At 42.2% G+C, this 24332-nt stretch carries 27 protein-coding genes and 1 riboswitch; of the genes, 22 read left to right on the forward strand and 5 right to left on the reverse strand.

Annotation, left to right across the window (positions count from 1 at the left end; genetic code table 11):
* Window positions 1-7 precede the first annotated feature (7 nt).
* Window positions 8-1366, reverse strand: coding sequence for an MATE family efflux transporter (locus tag LCL96_RS05970; RefSeq protein WP_224940509.1), 1359 nt, complete (start codon window positions 1364-1366; stop codon window positions 8-10).
* A 150-nt stretch (window positions 1367-1516) separates the two neighbouring features.
* Here LCL96_RS05970 and LCL96_RS05975 point away from each other — a divergent pair, with 150 nt between their 5' ends.
* From LCL96_RS05975 to LCL96_RS06005, 7 genes are all read left to right on the forward strand, one after another.
* Window positions 1517-2284: a carotenoid biosynthesis protein gene (locus LCL96_RS05975; protein ID WP_224940510.1), complete on the forward strand. Its 768-nt coding sequence runs from the start codon at window positions 1517-1519 to the stop codon at window positions 2282-2284.
* Between the two features lie 131 nt (window positions 2285-2415).
* Window positions 2416-2997, forward strand: a complete 582-nt coding sequence (locus tag LCL96_RS05980) for a lysophospholipid acyltransferase family protein (protein WP_224941308.1) — start codon at window positions 2416-2418, stop codon at window positions 2995-2997.
* A gap of 11 nt (window positions 2998-3008) precedes the next feature.
* Entirely contained in the window at window positions 3009-4103 is a 1095-nt protein-coding gene (locus LCL96_RS05985; RefSeq protein WP_224940511.1) for a glycosyltransferase, read from the forward strand.
* Window positions 4100-5566: a phytoene desaturase family protein gene (locus tag LCL96_RS05990; protein ID WP_224940512.1), complete on the forward strand. Its 1467-nt coding sequence runs from the start codon at window positions 4100-4102 to the stop codon at window positions 5564-5566. The genes LCL96_RS05985 and LCL96_RS05990 overlap by 4 nt, the downstream gene beginning before the upstream one ends.
* 162 nt (window positions 5567-5728) lie before the next feature.
* On the forward strand, window positions 5729-6799 hold the full coding sequence (locus LCL96_RS05995) for an undecaprenyldiphospho-muramoylpentapeptide beta-N-acetylglucosaminyltransferase (protein ID WP_224940513.1): 1071 nt from the start codon (window positions 5729-5731) through the stop codon (window positions 6797-6799).
* 60 nt (window positions 6800-6859) lie between these two features.
* A complete protein-coding gene (locus LCL96_RS06000; protein WP_224940514.1) occupies window positions 6860-7009 on the forward strand; it encodes a YflJ family protein in 150 nt (49 codons plus the stop codon).
* A 157-nt stretch (window positions 7010-7166) separates the two neighbouring features.
* Entirely contained in the window at window positions 7167-7742 is a 576-nt protein-coding gene (locus LCL96_RS06005) for a hypothetical protein (RefSeq protein WP_224940515.1), read from the forward strand.
* A gap of 67 nt (window positions 7743-7809) precedes the next feature.
* Here the strand turns inward: LCL96_RS06005 and LCL96_RS06010 are convergent, their stop codons facing one another.
* The 4 genes from LCL96_RS06010 to LCL96_RS06025 all read right to left on the reverse strand — a co-directional run bounded on the left by LCL96_RS06010 (window position 7810) and on the right by LCL96_RS06025 (window position 11236).
* A complete protein-coding gene (locus LCL96_RS06010; RefSeq protein ID WP_224940516.1) occupies window positions 7810-8367 on the reverse strand; it encodes a GNAT family N-acetyltransferase in 558 nt (185 codons plus the stop codon).
* A 284-nt stretch (window positions 8368-8651) separates the two neighbouring features.
* Window positions 8652-9782, reverse strand: coding sequence for an amidohydrolase (locus LCL96_RS06015; protein WP_224940517.1), 1131 nt, complete (start codon window positions 9780-9782; stop codon window positions 8652-8654).
* A 63-nt stretch (window positions 9783-9845) separates the two neighbouring features.
* A complete protein-coding gene (locus LCL96_RS06020) occupies window positions 9846-10445 on the reverse strand; it encodes a DedA family protein (protein WP_224940518.1) in 600 nt (199 codons plus the stop codon).
* A gap of 11 nt (window positions 10446-10456) precedes the next feature.
* Window positions 10457-11236, reverse strand: coding sequence for an undecaprenyl-diphosphate phosphatase (locus LCL96_RS06025; protein ID WP_224940519.1), 780 nt, complete (start codon window positions 11234-11236; stop codon window positions 10457-10459).
* A 212-nt stretch (window positions 11237-11448) separates the two neighbouring features.
* Between LCL96_RS06025 and LCL96_RS06030 the strand changes: the two genes are divergently transcribed.
* From LCL96_RS06030 to LCL96_RS06100, 15 genes are all read left to right on the forward strand, one after another.
* Window positions 11449-11772 carry a DUF4870 domain-containing protein gene (locus tag LCL96_RS06030; RefSeq protein WP_224941309.1) on the forward strand — a complete coding sequence of 108 codons (324 nt, stop codon included), beginning with the start codon at window positions 11449-11451 and terminating at the stop codon, window positions 11770-11772.
* Window positions 11773-12010: 238 nt separating this feature from the next.
* Complete coding sequence (locus tag LCL96_RS06035; protein ID WP_224940520.1) at window positions 12011-13006, forward strand: helix-turn-helix transcriptional regulator; 996 nt, start codon at window positions 12011-12013, stop codon at window positions 13004-13006.
* A 113-nt stretch (window positions 13007-13119) separates the two neighbouring features.
* Window positions 13120-13335 carry a PLDc N-terminal domain-containing protein gene (locus LCL96_RS06040; RefSeq protein ID WP_224940521.1) on the forward strand — a complete coding sequence of 72 codons (216 nt, stop codon included), beginning with the start codon at window positions 13120-13122 and terminating at the stop codon, window positions 13333-13335.
* Window positions 13332-14231: an ATP-binding cassette domain-containing protein gene (locus tag LCL96_RS06045; protein WP_224940522.1), complete on the forward strand. Its 900-nt coding sequence runs from the start codon at window positions 13332-13334 to the stop codon at window positions 14229-14231. The genes LCL96_RS06040 and LCL96_RS06045 overlap by 4 nt, the downstream gene beginning before the upstream one ends.
* Entirely contained in the window at window positions 14228-15004 is a 777-nt protein-coding gene (locus LCL96_RS06050; RefSeq protein WP_224940523.1) for an ABC transporter permease, read from the forward strand. Before LCL96_RS06045 ends, LCL96_RS06050 begins: the two co-directional genes overlap by 4 nt.
* Window positions 15005-15110: 106 nt before the next feature.
* On the forward strand, window positions 15111-15989 hold the full coding sequence (locus tag LCL96_RS06055; RefSeq protein WP_224940524.1) for a GNAT family N-acetyltransferase: 879 nt from the start codon (window positions 15111-15113) through the stop codon (window positions 15987-15989).
* A complete protein-coding gene (locus LCL96_RS06060; protein WP_224940525.1) occupies window positions 15986-16384 on the forward strand; it encodes an NUDIX domain-containing protein in 399 nt (132 codons plus the stop codon). Before LCL96_RS06055 ends, LCL96_RS06060 begins: the two co-directional genes overlap by 4 nt.
* 6 nt (window positions 16385-16390) lie before the next feature.
* On the forward strand, window positions 16391-17263 hold the full coding sequence (locus LCL96_RS06065; RefSeq protein WP_224941310.1) for a patatin family protein: 873 nt from the start codon (window positions 16391-16393) through the stop codon (window positions 17261-17263).
* Window positions 17264-17401: 138 nt separating this feature from the next.
* Window positions 17402-18097, forward strand: coding sequence for a hypothetical protein (locus LCL96_RS06070; protein WP_224940526.1), 696 nt, complete (start codon window positions 17402-17404; stop codon window positions 18095-18097).
* Window positions 18098-18153: 56 nt separating this feature from the next.
* Window positions 18154-18474: a four-helix bundle copper-binding protein gene (locus LCL96_RS06075; RefSeq protein WP_224940527.1), complete on the forward strand. Its 321-nt coding sequence runs from the start codon at window positions 18154-18156 to the stop codon at window positions 18472-18474.
* Window positions 18475-18637: 163 nt separating this feature from the next.
* Window positions 18638-18781: riboswitch (FMN riboswitch) on the forward strand.
* A 193-nt stretch (window positions 18782-18974) separates the two neighbouring features.
* Window positions 18975-20048, forward strand: coding sequence for a bifunctional diaminohydroxyphosphoribosylaminopyrimidine deaminase/5-amino-6-(5-phosphoribosylamino)uracil reductase RibD (gene ribD / locus LCL96_RS06080; protein WP_397550371.1), 1074 nt, complete (start codon window positions 18975-18977; stop codon window positions 20046-20048).
* A gap of 18 nt (window positions 20049-20066) precedes the next feature.
* A complete protein-coding gene (gene ribE / locus LCL96_RS06085; RefSeq protein WP_224940529.1) occupies window positions 20067-20723 on the forward strand; it encodes a riboflavin synthase in 657 nt (218 codons plus the stop codon).
* Between the two features lie 16 nt (window positions 20724-20739).
* Window positions 20740-21933, forward strand: coding sequence for a bifunctional 3,4-dihydroxy-2-butanone-4-phosphate synthase/GTP cyclohydrolase II (locus LCL96_RS06090; protein WP_224940530.1), 1194 nt, complete (start codon window positions 20740-20742; stop codon window positions 21931-21933).
* Between the two features lie 22 nt (window positions 21934-21955).
* Window positions 21956-22426 carry a 6,7-dimethyl-8-ribityllumazine synthase gene (gene ribE, locus LCL96_RS06095; RefSeq protein ID WP_224940531.1) on the forward strand — a complete coding sequence of 157 codons (471 nt, stop codon included), beginning with the start codon at window positions 21956-21958 and terminating at the stop codon, window positions 22424-22426.
* 465 nt (window positions 22427-22891) lie between these two features.
* The gene (locus LCL96_RS06100) at window positions 22892-24181 is read left to right on the forward strand and encodes an NCS2 family permease (protein WP_224940532.1); all 1290 of its coding nucleotides are present in this window, start codon (window positions 22892-22894) and stop codon (window positions 24179-24181) included.
* Window positions 24182-24332: the final 151 nt, after the last annotated feature.

The raw sequence follows: 24332 nt of genomic DNA on the forward strand, positions 1-24332 counted from the left end.
CAATACCCTATGAATGCATAATTTTTTTGTATTTTTTCTGTATAAAGAGTAGCCTCCCTGATAAGGTGATGGCGCCTGCCGTTAAGCCAGACGTCAGTCCAAGCCAATAGCCATAAGGACCGAAATCCGTATAATTTGCAAGGATGTACCCTAAAGGTAAGCCGATCACCCAGTAAGATATGAGTGCCATCACAAAGGTGATATTGACATCTTTATACCCTCTAAGGGCCCCTTGGACAGGTGCCTGGATCGCATCCGAAAGTTGGAAAAATACTGCATATAATAAGAAATGTGCCGTTAACTTCAATACATAGGCATCATCTGAATAAATGTTTGCAATATCTGATCGGAAAACGAGTAAAATCACCCCATAAAAGACGGCAAGGAGCAGTGCGAAGCCTACACCCATCCAACTATAGGTCTTTGCATCCCCGAGTCTCTTACCTCCAACTTCAAATCCAACCACGATGGTCAAAGCCATAGAAATGCTCAGGGGGATCATATAAAGGAAAGAGGCAAAATTGATGGCAGCCTGGTGAGCAGCGATCACGACAGTATCATAATGGCTCATTAATAAGGTAACGGCTGAAAAAATACTTACTTCAAAGAAAATGGATAAACCGATAGGGACACCGATGACAAATAGCTCTTTCCATTTTGAAAGGTCGGGCTTATGAATGGTCCGGAAGATAAAATATTGACTGAATGGTCTTTTCGTGTGGATCACCCAAAAAGCAATTAAAGCTATGATCCAATAAGTGATGGCAGAAGCAACCCCTGCTCCCACTCCTCCAAGTGCAGGAAACCCCATTTCACCGAAGATGAGGAGATAATTGAATATTACGTTTATCGGAAGAGAAAGAAGAGTGATGAACATGGTGACCCTCGTCATCCCGAGCGCATCGATAAATGATCGCAAGACGTTATAGATAAAGAGAGGGATCATTCCGAATGAAAGGGCTATTAAATAATCCCTGGCGACGATTCTTACTCCTTCCTCAAGATTCATTTCATTGAGGATCGGTTTAAGGACAATTCCTCCGGCCACCATAACGATAATGGATAATGCAATCGCAGCATATACACCTTGAAGGACGGTGTCAGGCACATTTTTCTTGTTTCCACCACCAATCAGTTGAGCGACAATGGGGGTCACCGCCAGAAGAATGCCGCTTAGTCCTGTAAATATTGGGACCCATAGGGAAGACCCGATGGCAACTCCTGCAAGATCGGCGGGTGAATACTTGCCTGACATGATTGTGTCGAAGAAATTCATGGCAAACATCCCAAGCTGGGTGACCAGGATGGGAAACAATATGATGGATAGTTGTTTGATTTTATCTTTGAATGTATGGGTCTCTCTCATAATATGAATTCCTCCTGGATTCCTTCGGGTAGCGAATCAACTTTTCACTATCATACTGTACCATATTTTCAAGAGGAAAGAGTGGGTGAATTTACTTATGAACGATAATACTCTTAAGGCACAATGCATAGAAACTGGTGGGAGAAAGTCATGAAAAAGGAATGGGGTGATTGGGCTTGGAGCGTATTTTTAATATGGTACGGAGTGGGAATCATCCTTGTTTCGCTTGATCGGGTTCCTCCTTCATTACAGTGGGCCAATGCCGTTTTTTTATATTTAGCTGGTTTTGTGGCTATTCTTTATGTGATGAAGAAGTTCAGGGTGGGTCTTGGAATCATCATTTCTTCATTCATCATGCTGCTAACGATTTTAGCCGAGTCGTTAGGAGTTCATTATGGATTGATTTTCGGATCGTATCATTATGAAAAGGACTTCGGGTTTCAATTATTCGGTGTACCCGTCACAATCGGCTTCGCTTGGGTAATGGTTATATTTTCCAGTATGGCGCATTTTGAATTTCTTCTGATGAGACCAAAGACTGTGTCTGGCGCATTTCTATATAGTACGGTCACTTCACTGTTAGCTGTCACGATGGATTTGATCATCGATCCCGTTGCTTTTAGAGGCAGACAATATTGGATTTGGGATGAAGGGGGACCCTACTATGATATTCCAATGCAAAATTTCGCAGGGTGGTTTTTTGTATCATTTTTCATTCAAGTCATCCTCTATTTTATTATCCGTCAAGAAATTTCATCTCCAAAGTGGAGTGGTCGAATGAGACTTCTATACATGCTTGTGATTCTTATGTTTATGGTGACGGCGATTACGGAAGGGCTTTGGGTTGCTGTTATAGTCACTGCCATATGTTATTCAGTATCTCTCATGCTTCGTAAACGATTGGAGAAGGTAACATGATTCAGCCCCAGAAAAGTAAAAGATTTCAACAATTGTTAGCCTGGTACGTTACACATCAGCTTAAGAGACATTTTTATCGGGTATGGATAGACGACTGTCGAAGTTCTATGCATCCTCCTTCTGGACATTTGATGCTTGCAAACCATTCCAGCTGGTGGGACGGTTTGATGGTTTTTTACTTAAATCAAACGATCATAAACGAAGACAGCTATGCCATGATGAGTCAGAAAGGGATGGAAGATTACCCTTTCTTTAAAAAACTCGGAGCATTTTCAGTCAATCCGTATTCTCCAAAAGACTTGGTCGTATCCCTGAAGTTTGCAGAAAGATGCTTACAAGAGAATAAAACGGTGTGGATATTTCCTCAAGGAAAGGAAGAACATCTCGAAAAGAGACCCATTTCCTTTATGAGTGGGCCGGGATATCTGTATGAACGAAACCCGGATATAACCATCACAATGGTCACGTTTTATTATACGTTTCGTCACGACCAAAGACCGGAATTGTTCATCCGAATCAGCGACGTTGAAGAAAATGTTGATGATCCTTCATCAAGGGCAGAACGGACAGAACTTCTGAGGCACCTTTTAGAAAGAAAAGTTGATGAGATGAAAGAAGACATCATACAAGAAGACTTATCGAAATTTAGTTTAGTTCTAAAAGGATTCCCGACTGTTAGTGAGTGGTTGGACTTCTGGAGGAGAAAAAAGTAAGGGGTGATTGAATGAATTTATTTATCGTAATACCATTTCTATTCGTACTCGCTACGTTCATCAACCTGCTTTTCTTACCCAAACTTTCCCGAGTCACGACTACAGATGAATTGGTTTCCGTCCTGGTTCCAATGAGGAACGAGGAAAGGAATGTTGAAGGACTCATTGAAAGTATCAAGAAGATCACTCATTCACCTGTGGAGTTTATCCTATTAGATGATGGATCGACGGATCATACAAGAGAACTTCTAACAACTTTGACTATAGGTGATTCGCGTTTCAGGATCATAGATGGAAAACCGCTTCCGGAGGGTTGGGTAGGAAAGGTACACGCTTGTAAAGAGCTGAGCAGTCATGCACAGGGGGCGTATTATCTCTATCTTGATGCTGATGTAAGGGTGTCTCCATCGATCGTTGAGAAAGTGTTATTTCAAATGAATCGGTATGGTTCCGGACTTGTTACGGGATTCCCACAATTCCCCATACCGAGCATACTCAGTAAAATGTTGGTACCTTTTCAGCACTTTCTCGTTTATTTCCATCTGCCGATTGCCGTGTCCAATCATACAACCAAAAGAGCATTTACAGCTGCACATGGAGCATTTATGTTTTTCAAAAAGGAAGCATATGACGAATGCGGTGGTCATGAAGCCGTTAAATCCTCCCTTTTGGAAGATGTTCATATCACGCGGAAAGTGAAAGAAAAGGGATGGAAGGTGACACTTGTCAATATTAGTCATGATGTGTCTTGTCATATGTACGATACGAATAAAGAAGTATGGGAAGGGTTTCTGAAGAATATATACACAGGGACTGGAAGAAGTCCACTATCCGTTGTCCTTATTTCTCTATTCTATTTTATCTTTTTTATATTACCTCTTCCCTTGGCTCTATATGGTGTCGTAGCGGGGGAATGGACCTGCATTCTACCTTTACTGGCAATCTGGATGCAAACCTTGATCATTGATGTGGCATCCAATCAATCGAGGTGGCATTTTCTTTTGATTCCTTTCGCCTCCCTCTGCTTCATCAGCATCATGTGGGCATCCATGCTGAAAGGGTTGAAAAAACAAGGATATACATGGAAAGGAAGGACCTATACATGAAGAATATCATCATCATAGGAGGGGGTTTAGGAGGATTATCTGCTGCAATATCCCTTCAGAGTAAAGGGTATAACGTTACGGTAATAGAAGAGAATCTTCACCCCGGGGGGAAAATGATGCCGGTTGAAATGGAAGGGTACTCTTTTGATTTTGGACCGAATACCATTACGATGCCTCATGTCTTTCAATCTGTGATCAATGATGCAGGAGGGGACTCGTCCCGATATTTTGAGTTTGAAAGGCTGATAAAACATACTAAAAACATCTTTCCAAATGGGAAGATCCTTTATCAAACTGCGGATCCCATGGAGATGATGAAAGAACTTGAAAATATCGATCCATATGGGGCATCTCATTACAGAAAGTATTTAAAAGAAGTGGAAGTTCTTTATAAACAAGCTGAGAAAGGCTTCTTTTATCGAGTTTTCAGCTCATGGAAAGATTATCTTTCCCCGTCTCTTTCTTATCGCTTTATGAAGGTCCGTCCATTAGAGAAAATGGATCATTTCCATAGAAGGTTTTTTCGGGATGAGGAGGTGCTGAAGGTCTTCAACCGGTATGCTACTTACATAGGTTCATCACCGTATGAGTGCCCAGCCACCTTTTCATTGATCGGTCATCTGGAGATGAAAGAAGGAGTGTATTATACCAAAGGAGGGAATCCGCGGATTGCCGAAGGGTTTCACCGTTACTTTAAAGAGTTAGGTGGACAAGTTCTATTGGGAATGGGAGTCAAAGAAATCGTTGTAAAGGGAAAAAAGGCAGTGGGTGTAAAAACCACGGATGATGATACGATTTCTGCACATGACGTGATTGTAAATGGTGACTTCATTACCGCGACAAAGCACCTCATTCAGGAAGAAAATCGACCGAGTCATCCTGACAGCAAACTTGATTCGTATGAACCCTCCATTTCCGCCTTTGTGATCCTTGCGGGGCTCAGGACCTTCCAAGACTCCATTCATCATCACCAAGTGTATTTCGGTGGCGATTATCAAAAAGAATTCAAGGAAATTTTTAAAGACAAAACGCTTCCGAGCGATCCAACGATCTATATCAGCCATTCGGCAGCTACTGATCCAAACATCACCAAGGGTAGTAACCTGTTTATTCTTGTCAATGCTCCGGCCATTGAATTGAGCAATGAAGAGGTCCATTCATATAAAGAAAAGATTTATGATGCTTTAGAAAAAAAGGGTCTAACCATCCGTGACTCCCTGGAAGTAGAAAGAATCTATACACCGAACACGATTAAACGTAAATTTTCGGCTTATAAAGGTTCTCTATATGGTCTGGCCTCCCACCGGATGACCGAAGCCTTCCTTCGCCCTTCAAACGTCAGCAAAGACATTGATCACCTGTTCTACGTCGGGGGAACGACTCACCCAGGGGGAGGATCACCGATGGTGACCATCAGCGGAAGAAATGTAGCGAATTATATCTTGAATAGGGATAAGAACTGAACATTTCTTATCATGCCCAGAGAAAGATTCTAAACGGGGATGGGAAGGAATTTCTCTTCTGTTTGTCAATTTTTCGTGGTTCTATCCCGCTTGTATTTTTGGTAAAGTGTATAATGGTTAGAGAGAAGGATTTTAGATTATGGAGTTAGGAGTTTATTACATATGAAGAAACGCATTTTATTCACGGGTGGAGGGTCCGCGGGCCACGTCACGGTTAATACAGCATTGATTCCACACTTTGAAAAAGAAGGCTGGGATATAACGTATATAGGTTCTGAAGATGGAATCGAGAAAGAAATCATAACAGAGCAGTTTCCCCATATTCCCTACAAGAGCATTTCAAGCGGGAAGCTTCGGAGATATTTTTCGTGGAAAAATTTCTCAGATCCTTTCCGTGTGATGAAAGGGGTAATGGATGCCCTGGTTGTCATCCGGAAGATAAAGCCTGATATCATTTTTTCAAAAGGTGGGTTTGTTTCTGTACCTGTCGTAATGGCTGCTAAAATAGCAAGGATTCCAGTGGCAATTCATGAATCGGATGTAACACCCGGACTTGCAAATAAACTTGCGGTCCCATTTGCAACAAAGATATTCACCACTTTTCCGGAAACGGTTCAATCTCTTCCAAGTGATAAATCAATATGTGCAGGAGCCATTATCAGGGAGGAATTATTTACCGGTGATGCCCGAGAAGGAAAAAGGTTAACGGGGTATTATGAAGATAAGCCTGTACTGATGATCATGGGAGGCAGCCTTGGAGCAAGGAAAATTAATGAAGCAGTCAGAGGGAATCTTGAAGAGCTGCTTTCTGAGTTTCAAATCATCCATATTTGCGGAAAAGGGAATATCGATGAAGACCTTAAACAGAAGGGCTATCGCCAATATGAATTCATAAAGAGTGAGCTTCCCCACTACCTGGCGATGACGGATTTCGTGATATCCCGTGCGGGTTCGAATTCGATCTTTGAATTCCTTGCCTTAAAGAAGCCGATGCTATTGATTCCACTATCGAGGGAAGCGAGTCGTGGCGATCAAATCCTGAATGCCAATAGCTTCGTGAAGCATGGATACGCGATGAAATTGGAAGAAGAAGAGCTGAATGAAGAAAGCTTTTTACAGAGCGTCAACAAGCTTAAATCAAACAGAGACACCATGGTCAATCATATGGATAAGAGTGAAAAGGCGTTCACCATTCAAGATATGTATGAAGAACTGTCAACAATGTCCAGATAAGAAGTCATGGGGATCCCCTTCTAGCATATAGTATATAAATGGTTGAAGGGGAGAAGTGAAATGGCTTATCAGTATTCAAAAGGATGGTATCTTCAGGAGCTTAAAAAAATGGGAATCAGTCATCATCCCGTTGACAAAAGGAAACTGGAGAATTATAGAACCTTCGTCATCCGGAACCTGTATTTCGAAAAGGTGGATAAGAAGAAGTAAGAAAGAAGAGCTGGCGTAATGGTCCTGATCACGGGTCCTGTACGTTCGGCTCTTTTTTTTAGACACAAAGCCATCTATTTCATTTGATTTTCATGTAATTTTCATTTTTGAGGCTTATACTAACAGTACAAACTATTATGATACTAGGGGTTAACGAATGAAAACCAAAAACACTCAGCATCCCACATTTTTATCAAGTACAATTCCCAATCCAAAAGAGCGTAGAAGCATCATCGTTTATTTCATTTTCACCTTTTGTATAGCAGGAGCGGCAATATCCCTCATTTCCTTTTATTACGATCACCTTATGTTAATAGAGGAAGACCATTATAAAGAGTTTTTTAAGCAGTTCGGGTCAATAGCCAGGGTGGTTTATTTTGCCGTTCTGAGTATTTTTCCGGTCTTCCTTTTGATGAAATGGAAGGGTTTGAGAGAGGTGAAATGGCGAAATCTTGAATTGAAGCGACCTGTACAATATGTAGGCAGGTTATTGAGAAAATTTCATGTCCCTCTTGCTCTATTGGGAACAGCAATTGTAATCGTACATGGCACCCTTGCAGTGATTAGAGACTTTCATTGGGACTTTACCAATGTCACAGGCATCCTTTCGAGTATTGTTCTGTGTTTTCTAGTATACATGGGATTTAAACGGTTCAAGAGAAAGGATGGTGCATGGCATTTAAAGCTGGCATTCATTTTCACCATATTATTTATGATTCATGCATCATTCTAATCAGTCAAAATAAAAAAGTTATCACACAAAAGTACTGACTTTTGTTGATAACTTTTTTTACTGGATATTAAGCTTCTAGAGCCTGATCCTCTTCTGGAGACTGTTGCAGCTGATATAGATACAATGTATATAAATCTTTTGGAATTTCGTATAGATCATAAACCTCTTCTTGAGCGTTTAATTGATCATAAAGGGATTTCCTTGTATCATTTGCCTTTACGACATAAGGGAGCTTTTCAGCGGCCTTTTGTGAACGGGTATTCACTTTACGGATTCTCATGAAAATGGTTTCCATACCCAGCTCAAAAAATAGCTCGGAAAAGAATGCGTCCTTGGCCGGCTGGTTATATCCTTTACCGTGGAATGGTTTACCTAGCCATGTGCCCAGGAATCCTGCATTTTCCTGAATGTCAAAAAGATTGATAGTGCCGATGGGGTTGCCCCACTCGTCCACAATTGTACGGGAAATCAACTCTCCACGATCTTCTGCTTCAATTGTTTGCTTCGTTAAGAATAGAAGCTCGTCATAAGAATGTGCCTTTTGACGCACAAAAGGAAAGACATCCGGGTGCACCATCAGGTCATAAAGTTCATGACACTCATGTAATTCACGTTTCTTGATCATAGTAGACCCTCCTAGAGGGCAGTCTACGTGCGTACGATCCCACCCTCGAAATTTTTAAATGGTAACTAAAAAATTTCGGGGTGGGAATCGAACCCACTAAGACCAGTCAAGAAACTGGTGGCGCACCTTTTGCCTTCCCTTCATTACAGTCGTTCAATATATGAATAGACAGTCTTTAAGAACAATGTAATCGGAAATATATTATCCATCTGTATCATATACGAAATATCTCAAAAAGGAAATAGGTAAAAAGCTAATTTTTGATAAAATTTTTTACCAAATTTCTACACGTTTTGATATGCGATTTCACCGTTCACGAATGTCACCAGGGGCTTGGACATAAAGTGGAAGGGGTGATGGCTCCAAAGGACTAAATCAGCATCTTTATCCACTTCGATACTACCGATTCTGTCAGCCACACCAAGGTTTCTGGCAGGGGCTATAGTAATCCCTTCCAATGCCTTCTGTTCATCTAATCCTTCACGAACAGCAATCGCTGCACACATATTTAAATACTGAATCGGTGTATAGGGGTGATCAGTCGTAACCGATACTTCTACACCTGCTTCCGTCAATTTCTGATAAGTGAGCCAGCTCTTGTTTTTAAGCTCTACTTTCGATCTTCTGGTAAAGGTAGGCCCAACGGAAACTTTTAGGTTTTTCCCTTTTAATTCATCTGATATGAGATGACCCTCCGTGCAATGTTCGATCCTAAGGTCCAGGTTGAATTCTTCTGCAAATCGAACGGCGGATAAAATATCGTCTGCCCGGTGTGCGTGGATTCGAACCGGGATTTCCCGCTTTAATGCAGATACCAGCGGTGCCACTCTCAGTTCCTCCGGTTGGTCACAATATTTTGCCGAAAAGAATGCTTCCCTGAGCATTCCCATAATCCCCATTCTCGTAATCGAATCATTATTACCATTACTATGGATCCGTTTCGGGTTCTCTCCCAATGCGATCTTCAATCCGGATGTCTCCTTAATGATCATGGATTGTATATTGGAGCCAAGTGTTTTAATGACGGAGGTAGTGCCACCGATCACGTTGGCGCTTCCCGGCATGACATTCACGGTGGTGACCCCATATTTAAGGGCATCTTTAAAACCAGGATCCAACGGATATACACCATCAAAGGCGCGGATATGCGGAGTCATAGGTTCTATGGTCTCGTTGGCGTCATTCCCTGCCCACCCGGTCCCTTCGTCATAAAGGCCTAAATGGGTATGACAGTCAATGAAGCCGGGGAATAAAAATTTTCCCTGACAATCATAAACGGTAGAATGCTGATATCCATCTATGTCATGGGGTGAGATCTGTTTGATTATTCCGTCTTTTATCAGTAAAGATCCATTTTGAATGGGCTTTGATGTAATGGGATAGATGGTCACGTTCTTTAATAGTATCGAAGTCATATTGTATCCTTTCGTAAGGCTTGTTTGCTTCTTATTTTAAACAATTTCCCATAAAAAAAGAAGTTAATCCACCCTTTTATTTCTTCTCATGGAAAAAAACAGATACATAGCCGTTGTGAATAGGGCGATTACGCTAAGTGGTTTAATGTAGCGTACTCCTATGACTTCGATAAGCTCCCAATGTGTACCAAGTTCCATTCCGATGATCATAAACAATAATGTCCACGGAAGCATGGCAGCAAAGGTATACAGACTGAATGTAGAGAGGGGCATGCGGCTGATACCTGCGGGAATACTGATGGCATGTCGGACGATGGGAATAAAGCGTGCTGTGAAAATGACAATGGTACCATGCTTCTCAAACCATTTCTCGGAAGCAATCAAATGTTTAGAATGAATGAGCATGTATTTCCCGTATTTATCAAAAAACGGCCTCCCGCCGAAATATCCTAGCCAATATAAAAATAATTGAGCGGCCGTGCCCCCGATGACTCCGCTTAAGAAAGCTCCAATAAAGGTGATTTTACCTGCACTAACCATAAAGCCGGCATAGCTGAGCACCAACTCACTTGGGATGACTTCGATCATGAGAGCGAGGGAAATCCCCGCGTAACCCAAATCGGTCAGGAAAGTCAGGACGTCTAGTATCCAATCATGGTTCATCTCGAATCCTCCTACATGATCCCTGAGTACTGAAGAATAAGAATCAACATTCCTAAAGCCCAAACATAATATGAAAATATTTTAAGTGAATGCTTTTTCAGAAAATTGACCATGGTGACAATAGCGAAGTAGCCGAATATCGCTGCACTCACCGTTCCAATGGCCAGACTTGAAAGAGAGATTGCTTCCATATGTCCACCGACCATCTCTTTTCCCTGCAGCACGATTCCCCCAAGTATGGCTGGTGTTGACAGGAGAAACGAGAAATAGGCAGCCGTTTCCCTGTCAAGTTTCCGGAACAATCCTGCAGCTATGGTTAAACCGGATCTAGATAGTGCTGGGAAGATGGCCGCAGCTTGAAAGCTTCCGATCACCAGTGCGTCTGTGTATGAAAGGTCTTCCAGTTTTTTATAGCCGTTTTTCACCCCATCAGCCCAGTACATGATGCACCCTGTAGCAAGGAATTCCCATCCGATCGTGGAACCGGTCTTAGAAATGGCGTCAAAGAAGTCCTCGAACAAAAAGCCGACAATCACAGCGGGAATGGTGCCAATGATGAGAATCCATGATAATTTGCTGAAAGGGTGTCTTATCATGAAAAGGAGTTCCTTTTGATACACTACTAGAACAGCTACCAGCGTTCCGATATGGAGCATTGTATCGAGGAAAAGCCCTGCTTCCTCCAGTCCGAACATCAACCTTCCCAGATAAAGATGTCCTGTACTTGAGATTGGAAGAAACTCTGTTAAGCCTTGAATGATTCCCAGAACGAAAGCTTCCAATTTACTCATGTTTATCACAACCTTTCTGTACGTAAAGGGACAAACTCCTTTCTTATACATATATTCCGATTGTTAGTGATTCATGAGGGATGTCCAGAAGTATCCAAAAGATTCAAGAGAAATGAGGATATTGAATGAAACTTTATTCGGGTAAGTACGTAAATATAGAGGAGGATACAATTGACGTATCTGCTAAAGAGTTTGAACAGGGAGGAATTGGCATGCCGACAAAAGACGAAAGAATGATGGCAGCTCTAATTTATATCTTAAGCTTCTTCACAGTTTTCATCGGGCCTTTGGTCATCTGGCTCATTAAGAAGGACGAATCAGAATTTGTGGACTTCCACGGAAAGGAATATTTTAACTTCCTGATTTCATATGCTGTTTACGGATTGGTAAGCTCCATTCTGATGGTTGTCCTGATCGGATTTATATTGGCGCCGCTCGTTGGGGTCCTGGCCCTTGTCTTTACCATCCTGGGTGCAGTAAAAGCCTACGAAGGAGAACACTACTATATCCCCACAGTCTTTCGCTTATTAAAATGAACAGGCTGAAGAACCCATGTCGCTACATGGGTTCTTTTCGTTTAACTCTTTACGTAAAGAGTGTTGTTTCTTCCACAGATTGTGATCTGCCATTGAGTTTGTGCCAAAGGAATGATTATAAAAATCAGAAATAATAATGAGCATTTGGATATTAAATAAGTGTGGGAGTTGACAAAAAATTCTTACACTTTATAATTTTATAAAACTATCAATGCTGAAAGGAGAACCGACTCCCAAGATGAGAATCGATAATAAAGAAAGAATTTTGAAGCTGATGAGTATTTTAAGAGAAGAAACGGACGAAGTTCACGAGTTAAGCTTGGATGATATCATTCTCCGCTTTAAGCAGACGTATGGATCTGAACTGAAATTGAACAAGAATTCGTTAAAAGATGACCTAGATCACCTTATCCGGCAAGGGTTCGATGTTACGATTAATCAAGAAAAGGAAGGACTGCCCAAATTTTATAGTCATCAGTATCGGCTGTTCGAGTTATATGAACTCAGAATGCTCATCGATGCAGTCGTCTCTGCCAAATTCATCTCTAAAAAGGAAACGATTCAGTTGACGGGAAAAATCAAACAGTTGACGAGTCATCGGTTAGGTAAGATGTTACATAATGAAATCCAAATCGACTCTTCCATTAAGAGTGAAAGCCCCTATATTCGCCGCACCATTCATGATATCCATGAGGCCATCGCAGAACGCAGGATGATCACCTTCCAATACGGTCGCTTCGATGTGAACAAACAGTTCAACCTCAGTCACGAGGGCAGCCTTTATAAAGTGAAACCATACGCACTTGCTTGGGCAAATGATTTTTATTACCTTATAGCTTATTATTTTGAAGCAGAGGAAATCCGTCACTACCGGGTGGATCGGCTCCGGAATGTTGAAGCACTCTCTGAAACCTTTTCATATGAAGCCTTTGATGTATCGAGGTATGTTCAGTCCACTTTTCACATGTTTGCAGGGGACGAGGAGTGGATCAGGATCAAGTTTCACAACTCCCTCATCAACGTGATCATTGATAAATTTGGGAAGGACGTTCGTATTCAAAGGGAAGGAGAGGGTCATTTTATATTATCAACCAAAGCCCGGGTAAGCATTGGTCTCGTAAACTGGATCCTCTCGTTTGGCAGTCAGGCGAAAGTGGTATCTCCGTCCTCACTCGTACAGACCGTCAAAACGGAAGTGAATAAACTCCATTCCTTATACAATGGAAAAAATTAAGGACTGGTCCCCGAATGGTTGGGGATCAGTTTTTTTAAAAAAGCAATAAAATAAATGAACGATTCTCTTCTTCCTGCGTCTAATCAATGATAATCAAAAGGAGGAAGAGAAACATGAGCGAATTACAACAAGCATTGCAATCTGTCAATTGGGGACTATTAGCTCCCGTCATCATCATACAATTCATTCTTATAGTGGTGGCAGTGGTGGATCTGATCCGCATCAAGTCAACCAAAGGACCAAAATGGCTTTGGTTATTAATCATCCTGTTCATCAATATTATCGGTCCGGTCATCTATTTTGTATTTGGAAGAGGGCAAAATCGATGATCGTCCTGGAAGTGGCTTATCTCGAGAAGAGATACAGGAATTATGCGGTTAAAAACATTTCCTTCGGGTTGAAAGAAGGGGCTTGTACAGCTCTGTTAGGTCCAAATGGAGCAGGGAAAACGACGACCTTAAATATGCTTGCTGGATTGTTAAGACCAACAGGCGGTAGCATTCGAACAACTTCATCTTCTGACGATATACGTGAAATAATCGGGTATCTTCCCCAATATCCAGCGTTTTTTGAGTGGATGACGGGAAACGAATTCCTGGTATTCTCCGGTGAAATTTCAGGATTGTCAAAAGGTGACTCACGGCAGCGAGCAGATGAACTTATTTCAATGGTAGGCTTACAGGAAGGGAAGGATCGGAGGGTAGGTCACTATTCAGGTGGGATGAAGCAGCGTCTCGGTATTGCTCAAGCCCTTATTCATAAGCCTAAGCTCCTCATCCTTGATGAGCCTGTTTCGGCATTGGATCCTTTCGGCAGAAGGGAAGTATTGGAATTATTAAAAACGTTAAAAAAAGAAACGACGATCTTGTTTTCAACCCATATATTAAACGACGCTGAACAAATATGTGATGAAGTGCTATTCTTGCATAAAGGTGAACTGATAGAAGACGGCCCGATCGAGGAAGTGAAGGCAAGACACCACAGGCTGAAGATGAAATTGCATTTCAATGAAGACAGCAAGAAGTTTGTTCATTTTCTAAAGGTGAAAGACTGGATGCACAACATCGTTTCGGATGGAAATCAGATTTCCTTTAATGTAACGGATCTGGAACGGGACCGGTCCAGGATCTTTTCCATGATCTCTGAAAATGGATGGGGAGTGACCAAATTTGAGACCAGTGAACAAAGTCTTGAAGAAGTCTTCATGGAGGTAATGAATAGATGAAAATCGGCTTGGTTTTATTCAGGAAAGAAATATTGGAACTGATACGTAATTACAAGGTGATCTGGATACCGGCCGTGTTCATCTTATTCGGGTTGACGGAACCGTTAACAGCCTATTACATGCCGGAGATTTTACAATCGGTGGGGGATCTTCCAGAAGGTACAGTCATATCCATCCCTACACCGTCATCAGGTGAAGTATTCTTATCGATCATAAGTCAATTCAGCACATTTGGTGTTCTGGTCATCGTGTTAGGGTTCATGGGGACGGTGGCTGGAGAAAGAAAAAGTGGTAATGCGGTATTGGTTCTTGTGAAACCCGTGTCATACACATCCTATATTTATTCCAAGTGGGCAGCCGCACTTGTTCTGGTGTGGTTTTCCTACAGCCTTGGGATGCTATCCGGTTACTATTACATCCATCTATTATTTGATGGAATCAACGTCGGTCTATTCTTCAAGGGGTTTATCGTTTACGGATTATGGCTGACTTTTATCTTGACATTGGTGATTTTTTTCAGCAGCTTATCACAATCGCCGGGTCTTACGGCATTTTATACAATCGGATCGACCATGTTGATTACCTTCCTATCAGGGTATATGACCAAAACGTTAAAATGGTCGCCTGGACAGCTGGTCCATTATATTCATGAACTGATCCTGCAATCTCAATGGGATGAAGCTCTTACAGAAACCATCATCCTGACCATGATATTATCCTTGATCATCCTACTCATCACCCCGACCCTCTTTAAGAAAAAAGAACTGAGCTGACGCGATGCCGTCAGCTCGTATTTTTTAGAGGGACGGACCTCATGCATAATCGGAAAAGGAATTCATTGTTTTATGTCGAATGGTGATAGAGGAAGGAGGAAGACCAATGATTGTCCCCTGTTTAACACATAAGGTTCACAAATTAATCAAACAAGCACACGAGCTTGCTGAAAGAAATCAACACACGTACATCCAAAGTATTGACCTATTCTTGGGAGCTGCTCTCGTAAAAGAAGGGACTTTAAGGGAAATGCATGATCTTCTAGAACCGTATTCGGAGCAGTTAGAAAGATTATTGAAAACACTCTCCCCTGAACCATCCTCCGGCATTGTGATTGACTCACATTCTATGCCCGTCTCATTAAATACTCTCAATATATGGAATGTTTCGGTTAACATCATGAAGAGATACAACCAAACTTATCTAAATGAAGGGCATATAATAAAGGCATTTTTCTCACTTCTATCAGAACAGCCGCAGTTGGAGCAGGGGCTTCAGATTGTCCCTCAGGAAAGCATTATCCAATCTGTTACCGTAGCCAGGAATTTGTCCGTTCATCTATTGACTCGAGATTGGTCCTTGAGAAAAGCTGACCAGGTTAAAATAAGTTCTGTTCAAGCATATGAGAAAGAGCACTTCCTATCCTGGTCGGGAAGTCATTTCGGAGAGGTTTGGTCTGATACTCTACGGAATGCCTTTCAATCCAATAATCCTCTCATTCCTATCTATAAGGCAGAGGTAGAAGGGAGACTCATTGGTTTTGCTGCTTATGATGTATTCATGGACAAAAAGGGAGTATTCGGTCCGATGGGGGTACTGCCGGATTTCCGACATGATGGAGTGGGAAGGCGTCTCCTTTATGCTGCGTTAGAAAGCATGAAAGAAAAGGGATATATGTATGCAATGTTAATAGAAGCTGGCCCCATTGAATTCTATGAAAAGACGTGCAACGCTAAGTTGATTCCTATGGAGGAAGGTAAATGAGACATCGTGTAGGGATCATACTGATCGAAGATGACCACTTGGCAGTCATCAAAAGAAATAGGGATGATGAAGTTTATTACGTGATTCCCGGAGGAGGTATGGGGATGGGTGAAACCGAAATCGAAACGGCAATCCGGGAAGCTGAGGAAGAATTGGGAATCATCGTTTCTGGGCTGAAACACGCGTTGTCCTTCAAGCATAATCATACACAATCGTATTATTTTGTGGGAGAATATAGTGGTTTATTCGGTTCAGGAAAAGGGGAAGAATACGATGCTGGAAGGGGAAGAGGAAGTTATTTTCCCTGCTGGGTATCCCTAGATGAACTCTCTGGAATCAACCTTTATCCTCAAGAAGTAAAGCAGTATTTATTACAGCCAAAGGCGGGTGAATAAGAAATGATGATAAACGAAACTGGACTTGTTCTTGAAGGCGGTGGAATGAGGGGGATCTATACGGCTGGTGCGTTGGAATTTTTCTTGGAAAATGGGATAGAATTCCCCTATGTCATCGGTGTCTCTGCAGGAGCATGTAATGCTGCCTCCTATTTATCAAAGCAAAATGGCCGCAACAAAAAAGTGAATGTCGATTTCATCCGCGATCCTAAATATTTATCATGGAGGAATTACTGGAAGACGGGCGAATTATTTGGAATGGACTATGTCTTTGATGAGATTCCAAATAAACTTGTTCCCTTCGATTACAACGCCTTCCACTCAAATGGAGCAGAATTCGTAATCGGTACAACGGACTGCCAAACAGGAAAACCAACCTACTTTTCAAGAAAAGAATATGGAGAAGAGCTTCTTACCATTATTCGCGCATCAAGTTCCCTCCCCTTTGTTGCTCCGGTCGTTGAATTCGCATCTCATCATCTCTTAGATGGAGGGATAAGCGACCCTGTCCCCATTGGAAAAGCAGAGGAAGACGGGTTCAAGAAGAATGTCGTTATTTTGACCAGAAATAGAGGATATTACAAAAAGCCTTCAAGATTTTCGTTCTTGATCAGAAGGAAGTACCCTCAATATCCCGAATTGCACAAAACGTTAATGAACCGGTATATGCGATATAATCAAACAATAAAAGATATAGAAATAAAAGAAAAAAGGGGAGAAGTATTAGTCATCCAGCCTCAGCACCCCCTTAAAGTAAGCAGGATTGAAAAAAATCCACAGAAGCTGGACGAGTTGTACTGGCAGGGCTATCATGATGCAGAATCAAAATTGAAACAGATAGTCGGTTGGAACCGGTCAGGTGAACTTATTCCCACGTAAAGAGAAGGCGAAGGGTTGACGGAACGACTCATCCAGTATGAGTGTCCCGTTATTCCTTCGCCTTTTCCTTGATTATGGTCTCTTTTCCGGATTTAGTACATACATATGATAGAGATTCCTTGAAAGGACGAGCATTTCATGAACCTCTATCATATATACAAAAATGAACAATATACGTTCCTTTTCCGAAGTGTCATGTATTTCCTCATTGGGGTAGGGATGCTGATTGTGATTCAACAATTGTATTATTTTCCTCTGCTGATCTTCATCCCTGCGTTCTCTAATCTTTACCTCAGCTACAGTCTGAAGAAGGAATTAAAAAAGGCAAAACGACTATTTTATGAAAAGCTGCCCGTTTCAGAACATGCATATGTAGGCGTCCATACAAAAGAAGGGTCTTATTACTTGAAAACCAACGGATGGTCCGACTATTTCATTCAACGCACATCGATGATCAATAATCCTAAGCAATACCTGTTTCACAGAAGGGATAAACGGCCGCTACCTTTCTCAAAATGGAGCAGGATCTTAAAAGTGGAGCATCCCAAATCAATGATGATGTTTCATTTGAAATACCAGAGTTCGACCGCTATCGAATGGCAGAGTGAGGAGGGAGACACCATCCTCATCTACAAAGGTAATAAGAGGTGGATCTTAAATTATAAGGAGAAGAATTACCTGTCTCTACAAAAGGGGTACCTTCCTCAAAGTGTTCAACGGTTGTTCGACTCCCATCACAGTTACGTTTCATTTTATGAAACGTACAATGAGGAATTCGATTGGCTCTTGATATTTCTATGGTACGTAGATAGTGACTACTTTCTCACTTCCTGACTCATTCATAAGATGGATTTTGGGCATCCTAAAAGGGAAGTTATGGAGGTGGTAAGGTGAATGCTGACTACAAATCATGCTTATCGGCTTTAGAGCGGTGCAAGGAAGCATGCAATGTGTGCTATCATGCATGCCTAAAGGAAGAAAAACCGATGATGATGTGTATAGAACTCGATAGGGAGTGTGCAGAAATCTGCTCCTATGCCATTAATGCCATGGAGCGAAGCAGTAAGTTTGTTCATCAAATCCTCACCCTTTGTGTGCACATTTGTGAGATGTGTGGAACAGAATGCCATGCACATGACCAGCAGCATTGTAAAGATTGTGCCAAAGCGTGTTTTACATGTGCGGAGGAATGCAGATTGTTATTAACATAAAGAACGGAGGATGCCTCATATTCAGGTAGAGGCTTCCTCCATTTAGTATGGATTCTAATAAAAACCCTAGTACCGTCAGGGTGATTTTTTACAAAATTAAAATATTTGATCTTCATACATGATTTCATCACTGAAACTATGATAGAATAATGATAATCGAATAGGTTTCCTTCGGGGCAGGGTGAAATTCCCTACCGGCGGTGATGAGCAATTGCTCTCAGTCCGTGACCCGGCTAATGGTTATTAGACGGTGGATTTGGTGAAATTCCAAAGCCGACAGTGAAAGTCTGGATGGGAGAAGGAACGGCAGTATTCAATTGATGAAGTGAGTAAATCCATGTATTTATCATGGATGATTTTTCCTTTTAATTTCATCGAGTGGATGCTTTATTCAGTCATGCCAACTTCCCCCAAGTAGAAACGTTACTTGGGGTTTATTTATTTTAGGATATTAATTCACAAATAGAATGGAGGTCATTCAATTGGACCATTCTCATTATATGAAGCTTGCCCTTTCAATGGCAGCGTCCACCCAGGGCCAGACGTCACCAAACCCCATGGTAGGGGCAGTGGTCGTCAACAATGGAGAAATTGTCGGGATGGGAGCCCACCTGAAAGCAGGAGAAGGTCATGCGGAAGTGAATGCGTTGAGGAATGCAGGGGACAAAGCAAAAGGAAGCGACGTTTATGTCACCCTTGAACCATGTTCCCATTATGGGAAAACTCCTCCATGTTCCCAACTGCTCATTTCAAGTGGTGTAAAGAGCGTTCATATTGCAACACGTGATCCTAATCCCCTCGTGGCAGGGCGGGGAATCCAACAGTTGAGGGATGCAGGCATCGATGTGTTGGTGGGAGAATGTGAGGAGGAAGCCCGCGAACTAAATAAACATTTCTTCCACTTTATTCAACACGGTACCCCGTATGTAACACTTAAAACAGCCGTAACATTGGACGGGAAAACCGCTACTGCTTCAGGTGACAGCAAATGGATCACCTCCGAAGAATCAAGAACTGATGTCCACTATGATCGTCACCGGCATGACGCGATACTAGTAGGAGTCAATACCGTTATTCAAGATAACCCACTCCTTACCACCCGTTTGCCCCAAGGTGGAAAAAACCCCATTCGAATCATATTAGATACTTATCTCCGAACACCACTACACTCACATGTAGTGAAAGACGACGAAAGTGCAACACTAATCTTCACAGGAAGTTCCGTCAGTGAAGAACAAAAGCAGCCCTTTTTACAATCCGGGTGTGAAATCGTCACCCTTTCAGAGAAGAGAATTAACATCCATTCCGTTCTGAACGAACTGGGAGCCAGAAATATCGGTTCCCTATACGTAGAAGGCGGTTCAACGATCCATTCTGCTTTTTTAAAGGAAAGTGCCTTCCAGGAATTAATCATGTACATGTCCCCAAAGCTTATAGGTGGAAGCACTGCCTTTACGAGTTTTGGAGGGGAAGGATTTCCTACGATGGCAGAAGGTCTGGAAATGGAGATTCAAAGCTTTGAACGTATAGGAAAGGACATTAAGATTGTTGCTCTTCCCAATACGCATTCTTAATGGATAGGAGGGGAAAGGATGTTTACTGGAATTATTGAAGAAATCGGCTCCATTGAACGGTTGAAGCGATCTTCTTCTTCGATGGAATTGACCATTAGAGCTGAGCGTGTACTGGAAGACGTAAAGGTTGGTGACAGCATCAGTGTAAATGGTGTCTGTTTAACCGTCACCTCATTCAGCACACGGCAATTTCAAGTAGATGTGATGCCTGAAACCTTCGATGGCACCACGCTTCGAAACTTATCCCGTGGTTCTAAAGTGAACCTCGAGCGTGCGATGGCTGCAAACGGTCGTTTCGGAGGGCATTTCGTTAACGGACATGTCGACGGAGTAGGAACGATTACGAGAGTGGAAGTCGTCGAAAATGCATGGTATATGGACATTTCCATTCCGGACCATCAGAGTCATTTGTTTATCATGAAAGGGTCAGTCGCAATTGACGGTACGTCCCTTACCGTTTTCGGTGTGAACGATCATACCATTACGATTTCGTTGATCCCTCAAACGAGAGGAGACACAGTCCTCGGTGAAAAGAAAGTGGGCGATTCTGTCAATATTGAGTGTGACGTAATGGCCAAGTATTTTCATCGTTTCTATGAAGCAAAAGAACAATCCAAGAGTAATTCAAGCAGCATCAGTTATGATTTTTTATCACAAAATGGTTTCGCTGACTAATAGGAGGGGTTGCCCCATGTTTAATAAGATTGAAGAAGCGATAGAAGACCTGAAGGCAGGGAAAGTCATCATTGTGGTCGATGATGAAAATCGGGAAAACGAAGGTGACTTCATTGCCCTTGCGGATAAGGCTACTCCTGATGTCATAAATTTTATGGCGAAAGAGGGAAGAGGACTGATTTGCGCCCCGATCACTGAGGAGATCGCACAGAAACTCAAGCTGGCGCCGATGACACTTTCAAATACAGATCCTCATGGTACAGCTTTTACGATATCAGTGGATCATAAATCATCAACAACCGGGATCAGTGCGTTCGAGAGATCCGCAACCATCCAGGAATTGCTGAACCCTGAATCGATGCCCGAGGACTTTAAACGTCCAGGTCACGTATTTCCCCTCGTCGCCAAAAAAGGTGGTGTACTAAAACGGGCAGGACATACAGAAGCCGCCATCGATTTGGCTGCTCTATCAGGAGCAAAGCCATCCGGCGTCATTTGTGAAATCATGAATGAAGACGGCACGATGGCAAGGGTGCCTGAGTTAGTGAAACTGGCATCGAAGTGGGATCTAAAGATCATTTCGATTGAAGATTTGATCAGGTACAGACGCAAAAAAGAAAAGCTCGTGACGAGAGAAGTGGAAATTGAACTTCCAACGGAATTCGGAAACTTCAAGGCAGTTGCTTACACAGAAAACCTTACAGGGAAAGAACATATCGCACTTGTAAAAGGGGAATGGTCCGAGGATGAAGATGTACTCGTCCGTGTTCACTCCGAATGCCTGACAGGTGACGTTTTCGGTTCCAATCGCTGTGACTGTGGACCGCAGCTTGCTACAGCACTGACTCAAATTGAAGAAGAAGGTAAAGGCGTACTTCTCTATATGAGACAGGAAGGCCGTGGCATTGGTCTGATTAACAAATTAAAAGCTTATAAACTTCAAGAACAGGGCTATGATACTGTTGAAGCCAATCATAAATTGGGGTTTGGAGCTGATCTGAGGGAATATGGAATCGGAGCCCAGATCCTTAGAGATCTAGGTATACAAAAGATTCGGTTACTGACCAATAATCCACGGAAAATTGCCGGCATCAACGGATACGGATTAGAAATAGTAGACCGTGTGCCGATTCAACTTCCGGCTAAATTCGAAAACGAAAAGTATTTAAAAACAAAGCATGCGAAGCTTGGGCATTTACTTAAATTTTAATAATAAACAGGAGGAATAAACAATGAAGACAATTTATGAAGGTAATTTAGTAGGTTCAGGATTAAGAGTGGCCATTGTCGTGTCCCGTTTTAATGAGTTTATTACATCAAAGCTTCTAGGTGGGGCGGAAGATGCGTTAAAGCGCCACGGAGTTGACGAAGATAATGTTTCCGTCACTTGGGTACCGGGTGCATTCGAAATTCCTATGATCGCCAAAAAGCTTGCGCGATCAGGAAAGTACGATGCAGTTATTACACTTGGGACAGTCATTCGCGGAGCGACTGCTCATTTTGAATACGTAAGCGGAGAAGTGGCAAAAGGAGTGGCGAATCTAAGCCTTCAGGAAGAAGTTCCAGTCATATTCGGTGTACTCACTACAGACACCATCGAACAGGCCATCGAAAGAGCAGGCACGAAAGCAGGAAACAAGGGATGGGAAGCTGCAGTATCAGCTATTGAAATGGCGAACCTGATTCGTGAAATAGACAAATAAGATAGGATTGAAGGAGCCTCCTCTGTGGGAGGCTTTTTTTTTGAGAGGGACGGACATGTTAATGGAGCTTTGGAAGAGAAATGCTCGTGTCATGGAAGAGTTTGTGGGATTATTTGTAAAACGGCGTATTTTTCCAAAAACGGCAAGATTACTGGTTAAATAGCTCCGATTATTCACGATAACGGCTGGATTATCAATGAAAGCCGCTTGATTCTTTTTCATTTCAGCTGGTTTTGCGTTAGAGATCAGCAACTAATCCATCATTCACAATCGATTTCCCCGTAAAGCGGCAATCATCAACACACACCAACATCCACCATCGATTCAAAAAAAAAAGCAACCAAAATCCTCCACAAAAATACATATTGGCAAACGTCAGACCTTTTGCTAAAATAGTATTTTGTGGCTCCCCCTATTTGGGGAGGAGCGGGTAGGGAGAGGGCAGTTTTATAGGAAGATTATAATATGAAAGCACGTGGAAGTATTTTTCAGTTAAAGGATCACGGTACCACGATGAAACAGGAGATGATGGCAGGTGCGATCGGTTATTTTACGATTGTCTACATTATCGCTGTGAATGCTTTAATTCTTTCTGAAGCTGGAATTCCATTTGAAGGAGCGGTCATGGCAACCATTCTTGCCTCCTTCGTCGGATGTTTGGTGATGGCCTTTTGGGCAAATGCACCCATCCTACTGGTTCCAGGTATGGGGATTAATGCAATGTTTACGTTCACACTTGTAAAATCATCAGGTCTTTCGTGGCAGGAAGCTTTAGCTGTCGTAGTGATTTCAGGGATACTCTTCATGATTATTGCATTTACAAAGCTTTCAAAAGTATTATCGGAAGCCATTCCCAAAACATTAAAAGAAGCCATTACCGTAGGGTTAGGGATGTTTTTGATGTTCATAGGTCTAGAAAAAGGCGGTCTCATTCAAAGAGGGGACAGTGCCATTATCACGATCGGTGATTTTGGGGAACTAAAGGTGTTGGCCACGGTGTTGACATTCCTGGTGACGATTTTTCTTTTCATACGCAATGTAAAAGGGCAATTTTTATGGAGTATCGCCTTTGGGACACTGCTTGGATTCATATTTGGGATCGAGCCTTCCATTCAATCAGGCTCATTTCATTTAAGTGAATACAGTCAGGTTTTTGGTCAAATATCGTTCAGTGCCATTATGGAAATCCCATTTTGGATTGCGGTTTTTTCAGTAACGATGGTTCTGGTATTTGAAAACATCGGTCTCGTTCACGGACATACGGATATGATCGATCAACCGCATAAATATTCCAAAGCGTTTCAAGCCAACGCATTTTCAGCTTTTACGTCCGGATTCTTCGGGACGAGTCCAACAGTCTCAACGGTGGAAAGTGCTGCAGCGATGACGGCAGGTGGGCGTACTGGGTTGACGAGCTTGACGACAGGAGTCTTATTTTTGGGATCGGTGTTGTTCATCCCTTATTTGAAGTGGATTCCGGACCATGCCGTCGCCCCGATCCTGATTATCATCGGCGGCTTGATGATCCAGAATATTCGACATATGGATCTTCGTGATCTGACTGAGGCATTCCCTGCCATTTTTATCATTGCGATGATTCCGTTTACGTACAGCATCGCAGACGGAATTGCCATCGGCTTTATTCTATATCCAGTGTTGAAGCTGGCTACCGGGAAGGCTCGTGAAGTATCCGTTCCTCTATATATTATTGCTGCACTGTTTCTTATGAATTTCTTTGTTCATTCGATTCATTAAAGCGATGAAAATTATAAGTAGAGTTGCCCATCATCATGATGAAAATCATGGTGATGGGCATTTTATTTGTGAATTTTTTCGAAAATCACTGTAACCAATGGAAATCAGGCAAGATGCTATGGGCATCTCGTATTCTTTACAACAACTGTCA

Origin of the sequence: Rossellomorea aquimaris, from assembly GCF_020172085.1 — a bacterium.
Taxonomy (GTDB): domain Bacteria; phylum Bacillota; class Bacilli; order Bacillales; family Bacillaceae_B; genus Rossellomorea; species Rossellomorea aquimaris_E.

Coding starts and splice junctions, on each gene's coding strand:
- LCL96_RS05970 (WP_224940509.1), bottom strand. CDS start 1,366: ATGAGAGAGACCCATACATTCAAAGATAAAATCAAACAACTATCCATC.
- LCL96_RS05975 (WP_224940510.1), top strand. CDS start 1,517: ATGAAAAAGGAATGGGGTGATTGGGCTTGGAGCGTATTTTTAATATGG.
- LCL96_RS05980 (WP_224941308.1), top strand. CDS start 2,416: ATGCTTGCAAACCATTCCAGCTGGTGGGACGGTTTGATGGTTTTTTAC.
- LCL96_RS05985 (WP_224940511.1), top strand. CDS start 3,009: ATGAATTTATTTATCGTAATACCATTTCTATTCGTACTCGCTACGTTC.
- LCL96_RS05990 (WP_224940512.1), top strand. CDS start 4,100: ATGAAGAATATCATCATCATAGGAGGGGGTTTAGGAGGATTATCTGCT.
- LCL96_RS05995 (WP_224940513.1), top strand. CDS start 5,729: ATGAAGAAACGCATTTTATTCACGGGTGGAGGGTCCGCGGGCCACGTC.
- LCL96_RS06000 (WP_224940514.1), top strand. CDS start 6,860: ATGGCTTATCAGTATTCAAAAGGATGGTATCTTCAGGAGCTTAAAAAA.
- LCL96_RS06005 (WP_224940515.1), top strand. CDS start 7,167: ATGAAAACCAAAAACACTCAGCATCCCACATTTTTATCAAGTACAATT.
- LCL96_RS06010 (WP_224940516.1), bottom strand. CDS start 8,367: ATGATCAAGAAACGTGAATTACATGAGTGTCATGAACTTTATGACCTG.
- LCL96_RS06015 (WP_224940517.1), bottom strand. CDS start 9,782: ATGACTTCGATACTATTAAAGAACGTGACCATCTATCCCATTACATCA.
- LCL96_RS06020 (WP_224940518.1), bottom strand. CDS start 10,445: ATGAACCATGATTGGATACTAGACGTCCTGACTTTCCTGACCGATTTG.
- LCL96_RS06025 (WP_224940519.1), bottom strand. CDS start 11,236: ATGAGTAAATTGGAAGCTTTCGTTCTGGGAATCATTCAAGGCTTAACA.
- LCL96_RS06030 (WP_224941309.1), top strand. CDS start 11,449: ATGCCGACAAAAGACGAAAGAATGATGGCAGCTCTAATTTATATCTTA.
- LCL96_RS06035 (WP_224940520.1), top strand. CDS start 12,011: ATGAGAATCGATAATAAAGAAAGAATTTTGAAGCTGATGAGTATTTTA.
- LCL96_RS06040 (WP_224940521.1), top strand. CDS start 13,120: ATGAGCGAATTACAACAAGCATTGCAATCTGTCAATTGGGGACTATTA.
- LCL96_RS06045 (WP_224940522.1), top strand. CDS start 13,332: ATGATCGTCCTGGAAGTGGCTTATCTCGAGAAGAGATACAGGAATTAT.
- LCL96_RS06050 (WP_224940523.1), top strand. CDS start 14,228: ATGAAAATCGGCTTGGTTTTATTCAGGAAAGAAATATTGGAACTGATA.
- LCL96_RS06055 (WP_224940524.1), top strand. CDS start 15,111: ATGATTGTCCCCTGTTTAACACATAAGGTTCACAAATTAATCAAACAA.
- LCL96_RS06060 (WP_224940525.1), top strand. CDS start 15,986: ATGAGACATCGTGTAGGGATCATACTGATCGAAGATGACCACTTGGCA.
- LCL96_RS06065 (WP_224941310.1), top strand. CDS start 16,391: ATGATAAACGAAACTGGACTTGTTCTTGAAGGCGGTGGAATGAGGGGG.
- LCL96_RS06070 (WP_224940526.1), top strand. CDS start 17,402: ATGAACCTCTATCATATATACAAAAATGAACAATATACGTTCCTTTTC.
- ribD (WP_397550371.1), top strand. CDS start 18,975: ATGAAGCTTGCCCTTTCAATGGCAGCGTCCACCCAGGGCCAGACGTCA.
- ribE (WP_224940529.1), top strand. CDS start 20,067: ATGTTTACTGGAATTATTGAAGAAATCGGCTCCATTGAACGGTTGAAG.
- LCL96_RS06090 (WP_224940530.1), top strand. CDS start 20,740: ATGTTTAATAAGATTGAAGAAGCGATAGAAGACCTGAAGGCAGGGAAA.
- ribE (WP_224940531.1), top strand. CDS start 21,956: ATGAAGACAATTTATGAAGGTAATTTAGTAGGTTCAGGATTAAGAGTG.
- LCL96_RS06100 (WP_224940532.1), top strand. CDS start 22,892: ATGAAAGCACGTGGAAGTATTTTTCAGTTAAAGGATCACGGTACCACG.